Here is a 16,656-nt window from a genome sequence, read left to right on the forward strand (position 1 = left end):
AATGAGAATTTTAGTCTTTTTTATATTCATCTTTTCTCAGCAGCTTTCCGCTCAGAAAGATTTACAATTTATTAAACTCAAGAATGAAGACCGATCTGTAGACTTGTCTGTTATCAATCATTCAGATAAATTTTATACCGTATCAGTAAATGTGGAACTCACTGAAATGACCACCGATGCTGTTTTTCCACTTAAACTAAAAATTGAACCCAACACAAAGGTTTCAATCGCAAAATTAAAACCTACTTCCGAAAAAGCTACTCACTATTTAATCAATTACAAAATTGAGAAAATGGAAAACTCGACGCTTGTTTATGAACCTAACATTACCATTTATACTAAAAACAAACACAAGCGAAGTACTCAACTATTGATCTACCTCAATCAAAACGGCATCGCATACAATGAAATAAATACCTCCTATAATGGTGATACAGAACAGATGTATCTAGACATGCTTAAGCGAAGAGGCATTGATAAAAAAGATTCAAAATTACCGGTGATTATCTATCGAGGTGAAGCATTTTATGATATCAAAAATGTCAAGAAATTCTGTAAAACGCACTTTGAAAACGAAGGTCACTTTATCAAGAAGAAAGATCGGAGATACTAATTTAAGACCATTACTAAATACTACTTACCTAGACATAATTTTTTATTTACAACCTGGAATTTATTGATAAATATGAGAAATTTAATATTTACGATGGTAATCACCATCCGTTGCATGAATGCCATTTTCGCACAAAACCCAACACCGTTTTCATGTACAGGAAGTGATGGTTTCGGATATTACGTGAGTTCTGCAACAGAGAATAATGGAACTAACAATACAACTTATTCTAATTCAAGACTGAGCAAAATAGTAACTGCAACTGGGGCAAGAACCACGATTTGCGCTGACTTAGGCCGATCTGTTAATGGATTAGCTTTTAATCCGCATGATAACTTCCTATATGCAGTTTCTAGATATGATGGAACACTTTCTTCAGGCCAATCTGGCACCTTATACAGAATAGGTGCCAATTGTGAGCGAGCAGTAGTACCCGTAACTGGATCAATTATAAAGTTCAACACAAATAATAGAGCAGATATAGATGCAGCTGGAGGAAATATTGGCTCAGGTACCTTTGACTTAGATAATAACTACTATGTGAACACTTCTTACACCAATACCGCTTCCACTGGTTTCAGAAATAAATTGCAAAAAATCAGAATTAGTACAAGTGGCGCTCAAGTCTTGTCTACTGTGACATTGACCTGTCCAACCTGTGCGGGAGGTGAAGTTCAAATTACAGACATCATCTTCGACGAAGCATCTGGATTTCTATTTGGTAGCAATTTCATTGACAAAAAACTATACCGAATTAATCCAGCCACAGGAGCAATGACATCTGTAGGTAATACAGGTGTTATCAATGGTGGAACCATCTTAGGATTGTATAAAAATAGAGATGGATTGGTAAGAGGAATTGACTCTAATGGAGAAATATATTCTGTTAATCTAACCTCAGGAGCTTTCACTGATTTTGCCGGCCAAGCAACTTTAAATAGTAAAAATGCAGATGCCGCTTCTGGATGCTATGCACCTCCAGCCATTTCTGGACATTTGTTCTATGATACGAATAGATTAACAGACAATACAGTAAATGGTAACGGAACACCATTCGCAGGGACAACCAAGATGTATGCGAATCTAGTCCAAAATGGAATCGTTGTAAAATCTTCTGAAATACTAAGTGACGGAACTTATCAGTTTCTAGGACTATTTTCTGGCAATTATGAGGTCCAAGTTAGTAGTACTCGGGGTACCATTAGTTCTGCCGCTCCTGCCCAAAACTTACCTGGAGACTACGAATGGGTCGGCGATCATATCGGTACAAATGCTGGAAGTGACGGCAGTCCGAATGGCAAACTAACCGTCGCTATTTCAATGGGTGCAGATGTATCTGAAGTCAATTTCGGAATAGATCCCTCCCCTACTGTACCTGTAGAATTTGTATCATTTACAGCAAGTCATTCTGAAAACGGAGTGATCCTTAAATGGGTGACTGAAAATGAAATTGACAATGACCACTTTATCATCGAGAAATCAGCAAATGGACGAAATTATGTTGTTATAGGGAAAGTTTATGCTGGAGGCAAATATGAGTTTCTAGATCGACAAGCAATAGGCAAGGTTTTTTATAGGCTGAAGCAAGTAGACCTCAATGCTGAATTCATGTATAGTGATATCATCACAATCAATATAAATAGCGAAGCAAATATCTCTGTTTATCCAACCATCTTCAAAGATGAAATCAACATAAATGTTAATCATTCGAAGCTAGACAAGCTCTACTTTTCATTAACTGATATGACAGGAAGACAAGTATATTCAAGTGCGATAGAGGACCAAGTTATTCAATTAGAAAGTTTGCTTCCTGGAGTCTACTTCTATAGCATCTATTATGCGGGAGGAAAAGTATTGTTAAGTGATCGACTTATTAAATTATAATCTACGAGAATTACCTAGATTGAAAAATACGCTTTTTGCGCGATTTACAGATCTAGAAATTCCCAGATATTTGTATTGAAAATTAACGGAGATGATTAAAATCAAAAGGTATTTGAAAAAGGATGGAATCATACGCTTCGGAAGTGAAGAAGAATTGATTATCCTTTCGAAAAACAAAGGATTTAAAATAAAACAGCGAGTACGAAGGTTCTCGTCATAACAATAACACTTTAAAAAAAAAATCAAAATGGCACAAACAAAAACAGAAAAGAGAAATCAAGCTAAAAAGGTAGCTGAACAAAGCGCAGCAAAAAAGAAAGCAATAAGAGCTGGAAAAGGAAATATAGCTGCAACAGCGAATCCTAAAGCAAAAGGAAAATCTGCTGTTCCACAAACGAAGAAAAAGTAGTCTTTAAAATTTATCGGTCTGCCGGTTCACCTCGTAGTAAAGGTCAACCGGCTTTTTTATTTCTAACTAGCTCAACCCCTCTCCCGAAACCTGCTGAAATAGCTACTCCGTAATCCCAATCTTCATGGCATACTTCACTAACCCTGCTGTATTCTTTACATCTAATTTGTCCAGTAAATTTCTTCGGTGCGTATCGACTGTTCTAATACTGATGTATAATTTTTCTGCGATTTCAGGATTAGAATACTCCTCTGCGATCAGTTTCAGCACTTCTAATTCTCTTTTAGTCAATGGCACTTCTAATGATCTTCCCGTCGGCTTCGTACCCTGAGTAATATGCTTAATCAACACTGAAGAGACATGATTACTGTAGTAGGTATTACCATTGTTAACAGTATTAATAGCTCGAAGCATTTCTTCACTCCCTGAATCTTTTAAAATATATCCTTTCGCACCCGCTTCTAATATTTTCACAATATAATTATCTTCGAAATGCATGGACAGTGCTAGAATCCTGACTTCCGGATAAGTAATTAATATTTCTTTGGTCAATGTGATTCCACTTTCACTACCTAGACTAATATCCATTAAAATAACATCAGGTAGTGACTGAGCGAGCGAGGCAATCGTTTCTTTTGTGTTCGAAGTACTCCAAATCACCTCCATGTTTTCTACATCTTCTATAATCGATGTGACGCCATCTCTGAATATTTTATGATCATCAACAATACCTATTTTTATCATTTTTTTGTTTTTAGAGGGATGATGATTTGCGAAAGCAAGCCATTTCCAGGACTTGATTCCATCTCGAAAATTCCATGTAAGGTTTTCACTCTAGTTGCAATATTCTGCAATCCCATTCCGCTCTCTACTTCTTCTATGTTCATTCCTTTTCCATTATCCTCAATGGTCAACTGCAATTTATCGTCATATGTTCTGAGTTGAATGTGAATTTCTGTGCATTCGGAGTATTTAATAGCGTTGTTAATGACTTCTTGAACAATTCTGAAAATATTAAGCTCGATCACATGGTCTAAGATACCTTCTTCGATTTTCAGTTGATAAAAAATGGTGATATTCATCGAATTATGCTCATTGATCCTTTTCGCCATGTTTTCGATCGCTGTCACTAAGCCGAAATCTTTAAGGCTGCTAGGCATTAAGTCATGTGAAATCTGCCGAATGTCTCTGGAAGTATCTATGATCATTTGATTAATAGAGTCCAATTTGCTTTTCACTTTCTCATTCGTCGCTAATCCGTATAATGCATCTACTTGCAGTTTAATAGTGGACATCATAGGACCTACTCCATCGTGAATTTCTTTCGACATTCTGGTTCTCTCTCTTTCTTGTCCTAGAATCAGGTTCAATGTTGCGGTGTCTTGGGATTCCACATTCTCAGTGGTATCGATGATCGTAATAAGGAAGTTATCCTTCAATTTCTTCCCTCTAATATTGACATATCTACCACCGACATGAATTCTCTGAAGGTTAAATCCTTTTCGCTTATTATCTAGAAGTCGTTTGATGGATTTCCGTACTCGATCGGACTTAATAATCCCGAATAAGTCCAGGCCTGTAAGTTGGTCAATATCAGACTTTATATTCAATAATTTCCTGGCTTGTTTATTCGCATTAAGGATTTGACCATCTGTAGTAAATGTGATTACACCGAAAGGAATCCCCGCTATCAAATCTCTTAGCGCATCTGTGTCTTGAATCATATTGCAATTTACAAAAGGAATAACTTTTTATTCGAACAAATAATTGAACGAAGAACTTAGATAATAAAAACAATAATGGATATTCAAGCTTCAACTTCAATCATTGCAGATACAACGGCTAAAATTTCAGCAATTTCTGCGTTACCTATACCATTAGTTGATGTGGCAGGGATGACTTATTTTCAATATACAATGGTTCAGAGATTAGCTGATGAACATGGCGTAAAAGTAGATGACACAACGAATCTTATCATATCGTCTCTTTTATCTTCTTTAATTTCTAAACTGATTACTACAGGAGTAACAGCACTAGCGTCGAAGACAAAATTAGACAAGATGCTTCAAGACTCCCTGATTCGAGCAAGTATTTCGGGTTTTCTGACGACAATTACTGGAGAAGTGTATGATGCTCACTTTAGAAAAGGAGGAAACCTAGATAATATAACGCTGAATTCATTCGTGAGTTACTTCCAAGATCAGTTTTCATCGGACAGATGGAGTTTCAATCAATTAACTGAAGATTTCATGCAGACATTAGACAGTGAGTTCGCATAAACAAAAACCTAAAATCTAATAAAATTTTAATAGTTTATACACAGTATATATAGTAAATTTGTAATATATAAGTTTACTTTTACACTATGATATTTTTAGCCTCATTTGACCCATTAGTTGGTTTAATTTCTATACTTGCCATTCTCGCAATAGCGGTAAGTTATGTGTTAAAAAAGATTAAACAACCCTTCATCATCGGTTACATTTTGATGGGTATTATGTTAGGTCAGACTGAATTCATTCAAGATGCAGAAGCAATTCATCGATTAGGCGAGCTCGGAATTATATTGCTAATGTTTTTCATTGGTATGGAAATAAGTCTTCCTGATTTAGTTAAGAAATGGAAGATTGCCATTATCGGCACCAGTATGCAGATTGCGCTCAGTGTAGCAATGCTCTTAATACTTGGATTTTTCTTTGACTGGAATATAAAAAGATCCATCATACTCGGGTTTGTCATCGCACTCAGTAGTTCAGCTATTGTCATCAAACTCCTCTCCGATAAAGAATTAATAGATACCAAGTTAGGCCAGAACATCCTAAGTATTCTCTTAACACAGGACATCTTGATAGTACCCTTATTGATCTTAACCTCATTTATGGGAGGAGAACAGATATCTACATCTTCTGCTATATTGATGATAATAGGCGGTGCACTTATTGTTGCTATTTTGGTATATATATTTAAGAAACAGACCATCATACTTCCGTTTTCTAAAGGGCTGGAAGAAGATCATGAACTTCAGGTCTTCGTGGCTATTTTATCCTGTTTTGGATTTGCGCTACTTACTTCTTTATTCGGATTATCTGGTGCATTGGGAGCATTCATAGGAGGAATGGTAATGCACGCTGGAAAATCGACAGATTGGATTCATGATGTATTGCATTCGTTACGTGTTCTTTTCGTTGCCTTTTTCTTTATAGGAATCGGACTTCAGATCGATTTCACCTTCGTATGGGAGAATTTGAGAGAAATCTCCATCGTACTTATCATGGTATATCTTACTAACCATGCGATTAATTCATTTATTCTTAAATTATTTGGAAATACTTGGCGAGAAGCCATATTGGGTGGTTCTATTTTAGGGCAGATTGGAGAACTTAGTTTTCTAATTAGTCTATCAGCATTTAATTTAGGAATCCTTGCTCGTTACGGGTATAACTTTACGATCAGTCTTATTTCCTTGACCATGATTATCAGTCCATTTTGGGTAGGACTAACAGAGTTATTTCTAAAGAAATATAAGCTTCCAAGTTAAATTTCCACTTCGTGGTGAATCATTAACGGAATACCCATAGAGAATATAGTTTTCATTAGTTTCGTCCCTAGAAACACTTGAAAAGCATTTTGATTATAACCAACTAAGAATAACATATCAATGTGTTCTTTCTCAAGCATTTCTATATCAAAATCTAATTTACCTCCAGCAGTAATTCCCATTACAGTAGACATTCGTCGCCACAAATTAGAGGTGTGTTTCTTCTCTTCATAATGATGAACCGTGATTTTATCACTGTCGACTTTTAATAATTTCAAGTCAGCCTTTAATTTTTCAAGGTCATTATCCCGACGAGCGATTAACCAGAGGCTATTCAATCCATTAAACTGCACTTTAGGCGGAATAACGAGTAAGGGACACTGAGAAGCTATCGTTAGGTAAGCAATTTTACTATTTAAAAACTTGGTGAAGGTATTCTTGTAGATTTGAGTTTCAAAAGTTACAAAGTCATACTTTGCACTTAATGCTTGCACAGCCTCCACTTCAGATCCTTGGTAGGCTAGATATTTTACATTTACACTTCCAGCTTTGATGCTTTCTTGAAATGGTTCAAGGGCTTTTTTGAGCAACTTTAGAATTCCTTCTCCATATGACTTATTTGGGAAAGAGAAATGTCTATTGTAGTCAGCTTTTGGATAGCAATGAACTAAATTTATAGGAAGTGAAAATTCACTTGCAATTTTTATTACATAATTTAAATATCCATCATACTGCTTTCTTAAATCAAATACTATTAAAATTCCTTTCTTCATCTATTGGTGGTTATTAAGTAATAAACATGTCATTGATCTCCGCGCTAATTTTTCCTAATCCAGGCTGTAATTTCGGATACATAAGACCCTCCTTAATGGTAAATAAATTCTGAAAAGGATCATTCTCAAAATCTAAATGAGCATCCAGGTCAGCGAACTGGATGTTAGGTCGACTTAGTGCTAAGTGCAACCCTGAAGAAATGCCTAGTGCACATTCATCTAGACATCCGATCATCACCTCATTGTTTACTGCCTTAGAAACGCTATTGATATGCATTGCTTCTTCCAGTCCTCCTACCTTCTGAATTTTTATGTTAATCATATCTATTGCTGAATTCTTTGCTATTCTAAATGCATCCTTCAGGTGTTTCAAACTTTCATCTGCCATGATCGGCAACGTTCCATTATTACCCTCATCAAAATTAGGAAGTTCTGAACCTATTGCCATTGGCTGTTCCAATATTTCCACATTATAAGGATGTGCTTCTTTTATGAATCGCACCGTTTCATCCAAATCAAAGCCTTGATTTCCGTCAAATCTAATACGAATTACAGGACCAAATTGCTCCCTTATTTTTCTAATTCTTTCTATGTCATTATCAATATCTAATCCTCCTTTCACCTTTAAGATAAAAAATCCTTTACTGATAATTTCTGCAGCCTCTTCTAATGTTTCATCTGTAGGCAATATTCCTATAGTCACACTGGTAGGAATAGAATGTCTGTATCCGCCTAAAACTTGGTATAATGGCAAATTCGTTCTACGTGCTAGCAAATCGAATAAAGCCATATCTATCATCGCTAAAGTCGAATTGTGATTCGGCAATACTTTTCTAAAATGCTCTAAAATTTCTCCTCTACAGTAAGGATTCTTACCTTCTAAATATGGAATAACAACCGTTGTTATGGCTTTTTCAACCATCGCTGGATCTTCATGAGTGACGGCTAAATCAGGAGCCGCACAACCATATCCACACATTCCACTTCTTGTGGATATTTTCAATATAAAATTAGTAGCTTCCGAAATCGTTTCGTAGGCAATAGTATAAGGTTTTCTCAAACACAAATCCAATTTCACAAACTTAATCTTATCGATTAACATAGTTTTTAATTATAAGGTCCACTAATTCGTTAGGTCCATGAGCAAGCACATCAAATGCTGGCAAATTTACTTCTTCTGTGATACGCTCGCAAGCATCACTGATTTCATTAGGTTTTAGTCCCTCGTGATTCACCGTTATAGCGATGACCTTCTTTCCCGAAATGACTTGAATCGCATGAATTTGTTCTGTCAATGAATGTAACTTGTAACCTGGAAAACCATCATACTCTAGTCTAGTAGGAGCATGTTGTAATACCACATAATCAGGTCTTCCTGCCGCCAGAATCTCAAATCCACCAGGATATGCTGGGTTCATTAAACTCCCCTGCCCTTCTATAACAATCACATCTGGCTTCTTTTCTTTATATGCACTGACAACTGCATGTTCTATTTCGCCAGAAACAAAGTCATTTATACAACTGTCCATTATCATAGAAAACTGCGCTCCCTGCATCCAAGCTGTCTGGCCTGTCCCTACCATCTCAGCCTTCTTCCCTTTATTTCTTAGTCCATGTACGATCATCCATGCAGTGGTTCTTTTTCCAATTGCGGAATCCGTCCCAAGAACAGCTAATTTTAAGCAGTCTACTTTTTCTATTTCGCCAGTAAAAAAATGCAATTGATCTCTATTTGGTGTTTTTCTGACATCTCTAATTTGAACATCATTTTCATCAGCAAGCTTTTGGATTTCTGCATTATTACTGATAAAATCATGCAAGCCACTGTCTATATTCAGACCAGCTAAGACCGCCTTCTTGATCACACTTAGTGCTTCAGATGGCAACCTTCCTCCATCTGGAGCAAGACCAATAACAAAATATTTGGGTGCATGATCACTTAAGGCTTCTAATGCAGATTCTAAATTTTTAAAAATAGGAATTCCATTTCTTTTTCCATCCAGTACTTCTCCTGCATCTCCACCAGCATATTTCTGATCTATAATTCCTAGTACATCATATCGATCTGTAAATCGAACTAATCCATGCGCCGTTTTACCTTCTGGTAAGGTAAATGCACCGTCACAATAAACAATAGCGTTCCCGCTGATCTTAGTGGTCATTAAATTTAGTTTTATATTTTATTTTGATTAAAAAAAGTTTGCATTTAAAATCCAAATAACGCAAACAAATAATCAACATTTTTCAACTTATAAAATGCTGAGATTATTGATAAATTACATGAAAATCATGCAAACAAACTTTCCTTAACTACTTCATTATAAATAAATAAAAATCATAACAAAATATACTATCAAATAATCTCAAAAAAATAGAAAAATTTATAGAATTATATTTGAAAGTTATTTGTTAACAAACAAGTTGGTCTTTATTAACTAAACATTTACATAAAACGCTAAAATCAGCCTTTAAATAAACTATAAAATTAAGTGCAAAATGCAAATTTTAGAGTTAGGAATGTCATTGAAAAGCATAATTATATTATATAAATTTCATTAAGTTTCTGAGGCTGTCATTTTGGCCATTATTAAATTGCCATCCTTCGATACCGCTGGATGTTCTAACCACTACAAATCCACTATTCAAAAAATGAATCTAAGAGACAATGTTAAGTCTGCGCAGAATAAAGTTGCTAAAGAAGCTAATGCTTTAAGTGAGCAAATGTTAGCATTACCCGTAGGAGAAATTTCAAGGTTGGCCCTCTTCGAAGATATTATCAATTTAGAAATTGGTGATACTTCATTAATGCGTGCTAAATCCTTGGAGCGACAATTCGATATTCGACAACTGTATATAAAATACGAAGGTAATAACCCCACAGGAACCCAAAAAGATCGGATTGCTTTCGCACAGGTTTATGATGCGCTGCGTCGAGGTTACGATCGGATTGTACTAGCTACCTGCGGAAATTATGGCGTTGCCGTCTCTCTCGCAGCAAATCTAGCTCACCTGCAGTGTATGGTTTATATTCCTGCTGGCTATCACACCGATCGAATTGCAGAGATGGAATCCTTAGGCGCTGAAATTATAAGAGCAGAAGGGACGTATGAAGATGTCGTTCGTACTAGTTCTGAAGCAGCTTTAAAAAATGACTGGTATGACGCGAATCCTGGCGGTGAAAACACACCTATCCAGATTAATGCATATGCACAGATCGCATTTGAAATTTATGATGATCTGAGAGATGCGCCTAAATTTTGTGCAGTTCCAGTTTCGAATGGGACTTTATTCGCAGGAATTTACCGCGGATTTGTGAGTTTATATAAAAGAGGAAAAACCTCCAGAATTCCGCGCATGATTGCTGCTTCTTCTACTCACAAAAATCCAATTATTCACTCCTTTAGCAAGGGTTTTAAAACATGCGTAGACCTAGATCCTGCTAAAATAAAAGAAACCTCGATTAATGAGCCGCTGATCAACTGGCATAGTTTCGATGGTGAAGAAGCCTTACAAGCCCTTTATGAGTCCAATGGTCTAGCTTATCATATTTCAGACAAAGCGATGAAAGAAATGAGCGCTTTATTACTTAAAGTAGAAGGTTCTAAAATTCTGCCAGCGTCTACTGCAGGACTCATTGGATTGTTAAAAGCTAACGAAGAATTTGAACTAGAACCTGATAGATTTGTTGCAGTGTTAACAGCTCGTGATTAATTAAGAAATAATTTTCGGTAAAAAAGGATGTAGACTTAGCGAAGTGGAATCTAAATTTTAGATTTTCTAGCTGAAATTGAACGCTTAAAACCTAGATACTTATTGTGCGCTGCATTATATATTTTTAAAAAAAATGTCAATTTTAAAAACTTTTCATCCTACTTATCAATTCTACTTCCATGAAAAAACTGCTTCTCACTCTTAGTCTATCTTGCTTTTGGTTACTAAGCTTTGCTCAACTTAAAGTTGAAATTTATGGCGTCATCTCTGATAGCCAAACTGGCGAAACTTTAATCGGAGCCAATATCGTCGTAGAAAATACTGGCGGAGGTACGACTACTGATTTAGATGGGAAATTCCAACTCTCTCTAGAACCAGGAACTTATAATATTACTGCCAGTTATCTAGGATATGAAAGCTACACTAGATCTAATTTCCTTGTTCAGTCACAAGGTAACTCAGACCTAAATATTGAGTTGAATGCAGCAGGAACTTTACTGGACAATGTTGAAATTACGGCTAGTCCCTTTGCTCGTTCTTTAGAATCACCACTTTCCTTACAGAAATTATCTCCTGAAGAATTAAAGACCTATCCCGGTGGTAATAATGACATTGCGAAAGTGGTTCAAAGTCTTCCGGGAATCAGTGGTTCTATCGGTGGATTCAGAAATGATATCATCATCAGAGGTGGTGCGCCGAATGAAAATGTTTATTATCTAGACGGAATAGAAATCCCGAATATTAATCACTTCAGCACGCAAGGAAGTGCGGGTGGACCTGCAGGTTTGCTGAATGTTTCTTTTATCGAAGGTGTAGAATTATCTGCTTCTTCTTTCGGAGCCAAGTATGATAATCCGCTTTCAGGTGTTCTTCAGTTCGATCAGAGATCGGGTAATAAACGGAAGTTCCAGACTAATTTCAGAGTTAGCGCAAGTGAAGCAGCAGCAACAATAGAAGGTCCACTGTTCAAAGGCGATAAAGAAGAGTCCAATACAACATTTTTATTTTCACTGAGACGATCTTACCTTCAGTTGCTTTTCCAATTAATCGGTCTTCCGATTCGACCGTCTTACTGGGATTACCAATATAAATTTGACCATAAAATAGATGAATACAATTCGCTCATTTTTACTGGAATAGGTGCTATCGATGATTTTACGTTAAAAGCCCCAGATGATTTTACTCCCGAACAACAAGCAACTTTAGAACAAGTGCCTTTAATCGAGCAATATTCTGTAAGTACTGGATTAATTTGGAAACGCAGAAGACAAGATGGAAAAGGAATCTATAATACGGCGTTCAGTTTTAATCGATTAAGAAACCAATTTTCAGGCTACGAGGACAACGAAAACCAAGTGGGACTAAATTACCAAACGTTCAGTCGGGAAACGGAATTTAAATTAAGACCTACCTACACGCATTTTATAAATAACTGGTCGATCTCAACTGGTTTTAATGTTATTTCTTCTAAGTACACTAATAAAACCCAAAACTTCCTGCAGGACATTAATTATGAAGCGGGAATTAATTTCGTAAAATATGGATTATTCGTGCAAGCTGCCAAGGCTAACATTTGGGATCGATTAGATTTTACGGTTGGGATTAGAAGTGATGCGAATACATTCACCGAAGAATCAAACCAATTGCTAAAAACGCTTTCTCCAAGAGCTGGAGTTTCTGTCCGATTAGATAAAAATGATTCCTGGAGATGGAATGCTACTGTCGGTTCTTATTATAAAATTGCGCCGTATACGATACTAGGATTCCAAGATAATAGTGGCAACTTATTAAATAAAGATGCGAAGTACATTAACAGTATACACTTCGTAACTGGTCTTGCTCACTATCCATATCCATCACTAAAATTCAGTGTGGAAGGGTTCTATAAATTGTATAATAACTATCCGATCTCTATCAAAGACGGAGTATCTCTTGCTAATCAAGGTGGTGATTTCTCTATTCTCGGAGATGAGGATATCATATCATCAGGAAAGGGACGAACATATGGAGGCGAGTTTTTGGTGCAGCAAAAATTATTCAAAGGAATATATGCGATTCTAGCCTACACCTATTTTCACAGCGAGTTTGCGGATATCACCGGTGAATTTAAGCCAAGCGCATGGGATAGCAGACACCTACTATCATTTACAGGTGGATGGAAATTCGGAAACAACTACGAACTTAGTGTTAGAAGTCGACTAGTAGGTCAGACACCTTATGCACCTGTAGATTTAGAAAGAACACTTGATGAATATCCACTGACGATTCTAGATTATGATCAACTCGGAGCTAATAATCTGGAACCCTTCTATCAGACCGATATCCGATTTGATAAAAAATGGAATGCTAAGATGTTCGCGCTTAACTTATATTTCGAAGTCCAAAATGTGTTCGGACAAGCCGTCCCTACTCCACCATCCTATGGATTAGACAGAAATGAAATTGGCGAAATTATTCTACCGAGTTCTTTGATTTTACTTCCTGAATCACAAGGGATCGTCTTACCAAGTATCGGTATTGTATTGGATTTCTAGAAATCCTTCTTTCCCGTGCGGAGATGACTGCTGGCAAATTTAGTCTACAATATTCTTTTTAATCATTTTTTGGACAAAGACGTTGTTCGGAATGGTAATCTGTTCTCCTTCTTTGGTTTTCAGAATAACGAAAAAGAGGCTGATATCACTGACTCTTCCTTCTACTTGAAAATCTTTGTCTATGATGGAAATGGTGTTATCCAACTTAACCGGATGATTAAAAAATATAATAATTCCAGAAGTAATGTTCGACAGTATGGACCATTGGGCGACTAAGGCAATTCCCAATACCGTCAATACAGAACCAATAAAAATCGCTAACTCTGAGTGATCAACACCCCAAATAATTAAGATGAGTATAAGGATGATTAGTATGGCAATTAGGTGGAAGGCTTTTTTGATAATCTTACCTCTGGTCTTTTGCATCAAATGCATTTCTACTCTTCGGTCTATTGCTTTACTAGACAGGATACGCAACAGGAAATAAACCGCAACTGCAACAATTGTTTCAATTATTTTAACATCCATTGATTTTCCTATTTTACACCATAATAGACATGCATAAAATACAATCTAAATTTGGCCCACTAGTTTGAAAAAATGATATTTCTAATAAAGCATTTCATTCTTTAAAATAACGAAATCAAATTGACATTCTACACACGGCTTGGAATAATAATTTTTCTTGATCATAGACTCATATTAGCTAGTCTTCAGTAATTCCATAAACCATATTTCACTTTCTCTCCTATCAAACCACAAAGAATTTCTTAAACACATTGTTCTTACTCTTCGACCAGATCAAGGGCGCTTTTCCTTCTAAAAGTCTAGCATTGACCTCCTTCAAAATTTCCAGATGGCACTGATAAGGAACTTGATTACTCGGTTCGATTACCCATTCTGATTTCGTGGGTATATAATATTCAGCATCTGCAAATTCAGGGTCATTAAATTCAGCAAACCGCAACCAAAAACCCACCACACAATCGTGGTTAAGTCCTCCGATCTTGATTTCTGAATTAAGGTAAGGCATAAATAATTGACCCTTAAAACAGCATTGATGCACTAAGTCTAGGTGATCGATATTTCTTTCAAGTAACGCTTGTGCACCGGCTTCGGTGTGCAATAATGGAAATTGTATTTTTTTAATCTTTTCCAATTTCGTAACGAACTTATCTCGCCGATTAGGACCAATTAATCGATGTAAAGGTTCAGCAACTGCGGGATCGACAATGTAGAACTTATAGGTCAATTCTACGTGAATTAATTGGTTACGTTTTCTATCTTTTAAAATGAAATCAATTTCTCCAACAGTCCTTATTTCATCACAGATGGGAAGATTGTGCAGCATCACATCGAAGTTTGGAGAATGCGTCACTAATTGCATAAATACATATTCTATCTGATGCCCTAGGCGTATATTTCTCGGAATGACAGCTGGCTGGAAAGATTCCATATCCAAATCGGGAAAATCAAATTGCTCAATGTCGAATAGATTATCTTCCCATAGTGGCGGCGTATTTAAAAATCCAATACATTGTTCTTTTATCATCAATCACTAAGGTAAAAGAATGAAAGCGCTTTTTCCAATCTAATTGACGGCAAAGGGGATAACAAAGTTTCCATGGCAGCCTATCAAAGAAATTAACTACATATTACATGCAGGAATTCATTTGTTAATGCGATGCAAACTACATGTTAACAATTGATAATGATTGCAATTAACTGAACTATCGAAATATCTTTAATTCATATTCTAGAATTACCATATTAAATATCTCGGCTCTATTAGCATTATAGTCTAATGAATATATGACTATGCTAACTGTAGATCCACCTCATTTCAGGCATAGTCTAATACACTTTTCCGCAACGGAAGGTAGTACTTCTATGGCTATTTCCTAACCAATAAAACGTAATCAATGAAAAATACACTGATTCTACTAGCACTGCTATTTTGTGTAAATACCGCAAATACTCAATCTTCCACGCTAGAAATAATACCAGAAATTAGACTGCCAAAGGACAGCATCAAAAGTGAACAATTAATCACTTCACTGAATCAATTTTTAATCGCAGCCCAAGCCAATGCGCGTGAAAATGATTGGGTATATCCACCAGAATATTTACAGACCTCCCTATTATTAGACGAAATAGTTGGCATTCAAAATGATGATGATAGCAAGAATACGAATACCTACCAACCTGTGCTTATCGACTTAAGCTCACTCTCTGAAAATCAATATTTTATTCAGATTTCCTATGTCAGTAAGGCGGATCAGAAATTGAAAGCCATTATAGAATTGATCGCACACAAAGCCGATAAATCATTCTTGTTTTCCTCTCCATTGAATCGAAATACTAAAGACTGGAACACCATCTCAATTGATAATTACACCTTCCATTATCAAGGAACAATCAATGTTGAGAAATCAAAGGAATACATTAAGCAATCTAAATTCCATGATGCGAATCTCGAGATCAAATCCAAAGAGGTAACCTTCTACTTACTAGATGATGGTCTAAGGACGCAGCCGTATTTGGGACTACCATTTAGATTAGGATACAATGGCATAGCTGGGAGGATGAGTTGGAGCGTAATCAACGAAAATCAAGATATCTATCTTGTCCATAAATCATACTTGTCCGAATTTGATCCACATGATTTATGGCATGCACGCTTAAGACAAGTAACGCCAAGAAATAAAGTTAATCACGCCGTGGACGAAGGAATTGCAACATTGTACGGAGGTAGTTGGGGTTTTAACTGGAAGGAAATGTTTATTGCATTTCAAGATCAATTAAAATTTAATGAATCCACAGACTGGCTGAAATTGAAAGCAGAAAAAGCGGCATTTATCACAGATGGTCATCGAAATCCTAGTGATTTTATGATCAATGCACTATTTGTTAAAAAAATTGAGACAGAAAAAGGTTTTTCGGCAGTAATGGACTTGCTATTTGCTAAAGAAGAAGAGGCATATTTAAAGAAACTAGATGAGTTAACTGGAATTAATATGGGCAATTATAATCAAGAGGTTTGGAAATTGGTCAAGCAAGAATTAGAAGTATTGAAAATAGGCGAACACATCAATTAAAAGAATAAGCGAACAATGGGTGAATTTCATCGTAAACCGAAAATCAAATATTGAGCTAAAAGAAGCAAATATATAACCTATGTGCAGAGGAAATGG

The 16,656-nt window shown here is 36.1% G+C and carries 15 protein-coding genes; 8 read left to right on the forward strand and 7 right to left on the reverse strand.

Features of this window, described 5'->3' with window-relative positions:
• The first annotated feature begins 1 nt into the window (after position 1).
• From L2586_RS08665 to L2586_RS08675, 3 genes are all read left to right on the forward strand, one after another.
• Positions 2 to 613: a hypothetical protein gene (locus tag L2586_RS08665; protein ID WP_235292481.1), complete on the forward strand. Its 612-nt coding sequence runs from the start codon at positions 2 to 4 to the stop codon at positions 611 to 613.
• Between the two features lie 72 nt (positions 614 to 685).
• A complete protein-coding gene (locus L2586_RS08670; RefSeq protein WP_235292482.1) occupies positions 686 to 2,497 on the forward strand; it encodes a DUF6923 family protein in 1,812 nt (603 codons plus the stop codon).
• 247 nt (positions 2,498 to 2,744) lie between these two features.
• Positions 2,745 to 2,906: a hypothetical protein gene (locus L2586_RS08675; RefSeq protein WP_235292483.1), complete on the forward strand. Its 162-nt coding sequence runs from the start codon at positions 2,745 to 2,747 to the stop codon at positions 2,904 to 2,906.
• A 102-nt stretch (positions 2,907 to 3,008) separates the two neighbouring features.
• Here L2586_RS08675 and L2586_RS08680 read toward each other — a convergent pair whose 3' ends face one another.
• Positions 3,009 to 3,650: a response regulator gene (locus L2586_RS08680; protein ID WP_235292484.1), complete on the reverse strand. Its 642-nt coding sequence runs from the start codon at positions 3,648 to 3,650 to the stop codon at positions 3,009 to 3,011.
• The gene (locus L2586_RS08685; RefSeq protein ID WP_235292486.1) at positions 3,647 to 4,630 is read right to left on the reverse strand and encodes a sensor histidine kinase; all 984 of its coding nucleotides are present in this window, start codon (positions 4,628 to 4,630) and stop codon (positions 3,647 to 3,649) included. Before L2586_RS08685 ends, L2586_RS08680 begins: the two co-directional genes overlap by 4 nt.
• A gap of 75 nt (positions 4,631 to 4,705) precedes the next feature.
• On the opposite strand from L2586_RS08685, the gene L2586_RS08690 reads away from it, so the two are divergent.
• The gene (locus L2586_RS08690; protein WP_235292488.1) at positions 4,706 to 5,185 is read left to right on the forward strand and encodes a DUF697 domain-containing protein; all 480 of its coding nucleotides are present in this window, start codon (positions 4,706 to 4,708) and stop codon (positions 5,183 to 5,185) included.
• Positions 5,186 to 5,271: 86 nt separating this feature from the next.
• Positions 5,272 to 6,444: a cation:proton antiporter gene (locus L2586_RS08695; protein ID WP_235292490.1), complete on the forward strand. Its 1,173-nt coding sequence runs from the start codon at positions 5,272 to 5,274 to the stop codon at positions 6,442 to 6,444.
• On the opposite strand, the gene L2586_RS08700 is transcribed toward L2586_RS08695, so the two are convergent.
• Genes L2586_RS08700 through L2586_RS08710 form a run of 3 tightly spaced genes read right to left on the reverse strand, consistent with a single transcriptional unit; the run spans position 6,441 to position 9,379 of the window.
• Positions 6,441 to 7,217, reverse strand: coding sequence for an adenine nucleotide alpha hydrolase family protein (locus L2586_RS08700; RefSeq protein WP_235292491.1), 777 nt, complete (start codon positions 7,215 to 7,217; stop codon positions 6,441 to 6,443). The genes L2586_RS08695 and L2586_RS08700 overlap by 4 nt on opposite strands.
• 13 nt (positions 7,218 to 7,230) lie before the next feature.
• Entirely contained in the window at positions 7,231 to 8,319 is a 1,089-nt protein-coding gene (locus L2586_RS08705; protein WP_235292492.1) for a mandelate racemase/muconate lactonizing enzyme family protein, read from the reverse strand.
• The gene (locus tag L2586_RS08710) at positions 8,306 to 9,379 is read right to left on the reverse strand and encodes a DUF1611 domain-containing protein (RefSeq protein ID WP_235292493.1); all 1,074 of its coding nucleotides are present in this window, start codon (positions 9,377 to 9,379) and stop codon (positions 8,306 to 8,308) included. Before L2586_RS08710 ends, L2586_RS08705 begins: the two co-directional genes overlap by 14 nt.
• Before the next feature lie 487 nt (positions 9,380 to 9,866).
• Here L2586_RS08710 and L2586_RS08715 point away from each other — a divergent pair, with 487 nt between their 5' ends.
• Positions 9,867 to 10,928: a pyridoxal-phosphate dependent enzyme gene (locus tag L2586_RS08715; protein ID WP_235292494.1), complete on the forward strand. Its 1,062-nt coding sequence runs from the start codon at positions 9,867 to 9,869 to the stop codon at positions 10,926 to 10,928.
• A gap of 179 nt (positions 10,929 to 11,107) precedes the next feature.
• A complete protein-coding gene (locus tag L2586_RS08720; RefSeq protein ID WP_235292495.1) occupies positions 11,108 to 13,462 on the forward strand; it encodes a TonB-dependent receptor in 2,355 nt (784 codons plus the stop codon).
• A gap of 39 nt (positions 13,463 to 13,501) precedes the next feature.
• Here the strand turns inward: L2586_RS08720 and L2586_RS08725 are convergent, their stop codons facing one another.
• Both L2586_RS08725 and L2586_RS08730 read right to left on the reverse strand, forming a co-directional pair.
• Complete coding sequence (locus tag L2586_RS08725) at positions 13,502 to 13,990, reverse strand: mechanosensitive ion channel domain-containing protein (protein ID WP_235292496.1); 489 nt, start codon at positions 13,988 to 13,990, stop codon at positions 13,502 to 13,504.
• A 223-nt stretch (positions 13,991 to 14,213) separates the two neighbouring features.
• Positions 14,214 to 15,014 carry a DUF1853 family protein gene (locus L2586_RS08730; RefSeq protein WP_235292497.1) on the reverse strand — a complete coding sequence of 267 codons (801 nt, stop codon included), beginning with the start codon at positions 15,012 to 15,014 and terminating at the stop codon, positions 14,214 to 14,216.
• Positions 15,015 to 15,384: 370 nt separating this feature from the next.
• Here L2586_RS08730 and L2586_RS08735 point away from each other — a divergent pair, with 370 nt between their 5' ends.
• Positions 15,385 to 16,560, forward strand: a complete 1,176-nt coding sequence (locus tag L2586_RS08735) for a hypothetical protein (RefSeq protein ID WP_235292498.1) — start codon at positions 15,385 to 15,387, stop codon at positions 16,558 to 16,560.
• The last annotated feature ends 96 nt before the right edge of the window (positions 16,561 to 16,656 follow it).

It is taken from the genome of Portibacter lacus (assembly GCF_021533215.1).
Classification (GTDB): Bacteria; Bacteroidota; Bacteroidia; order Chitinophagales; family Saprospiraceae; genus Portibacter; species Portibacter lacus.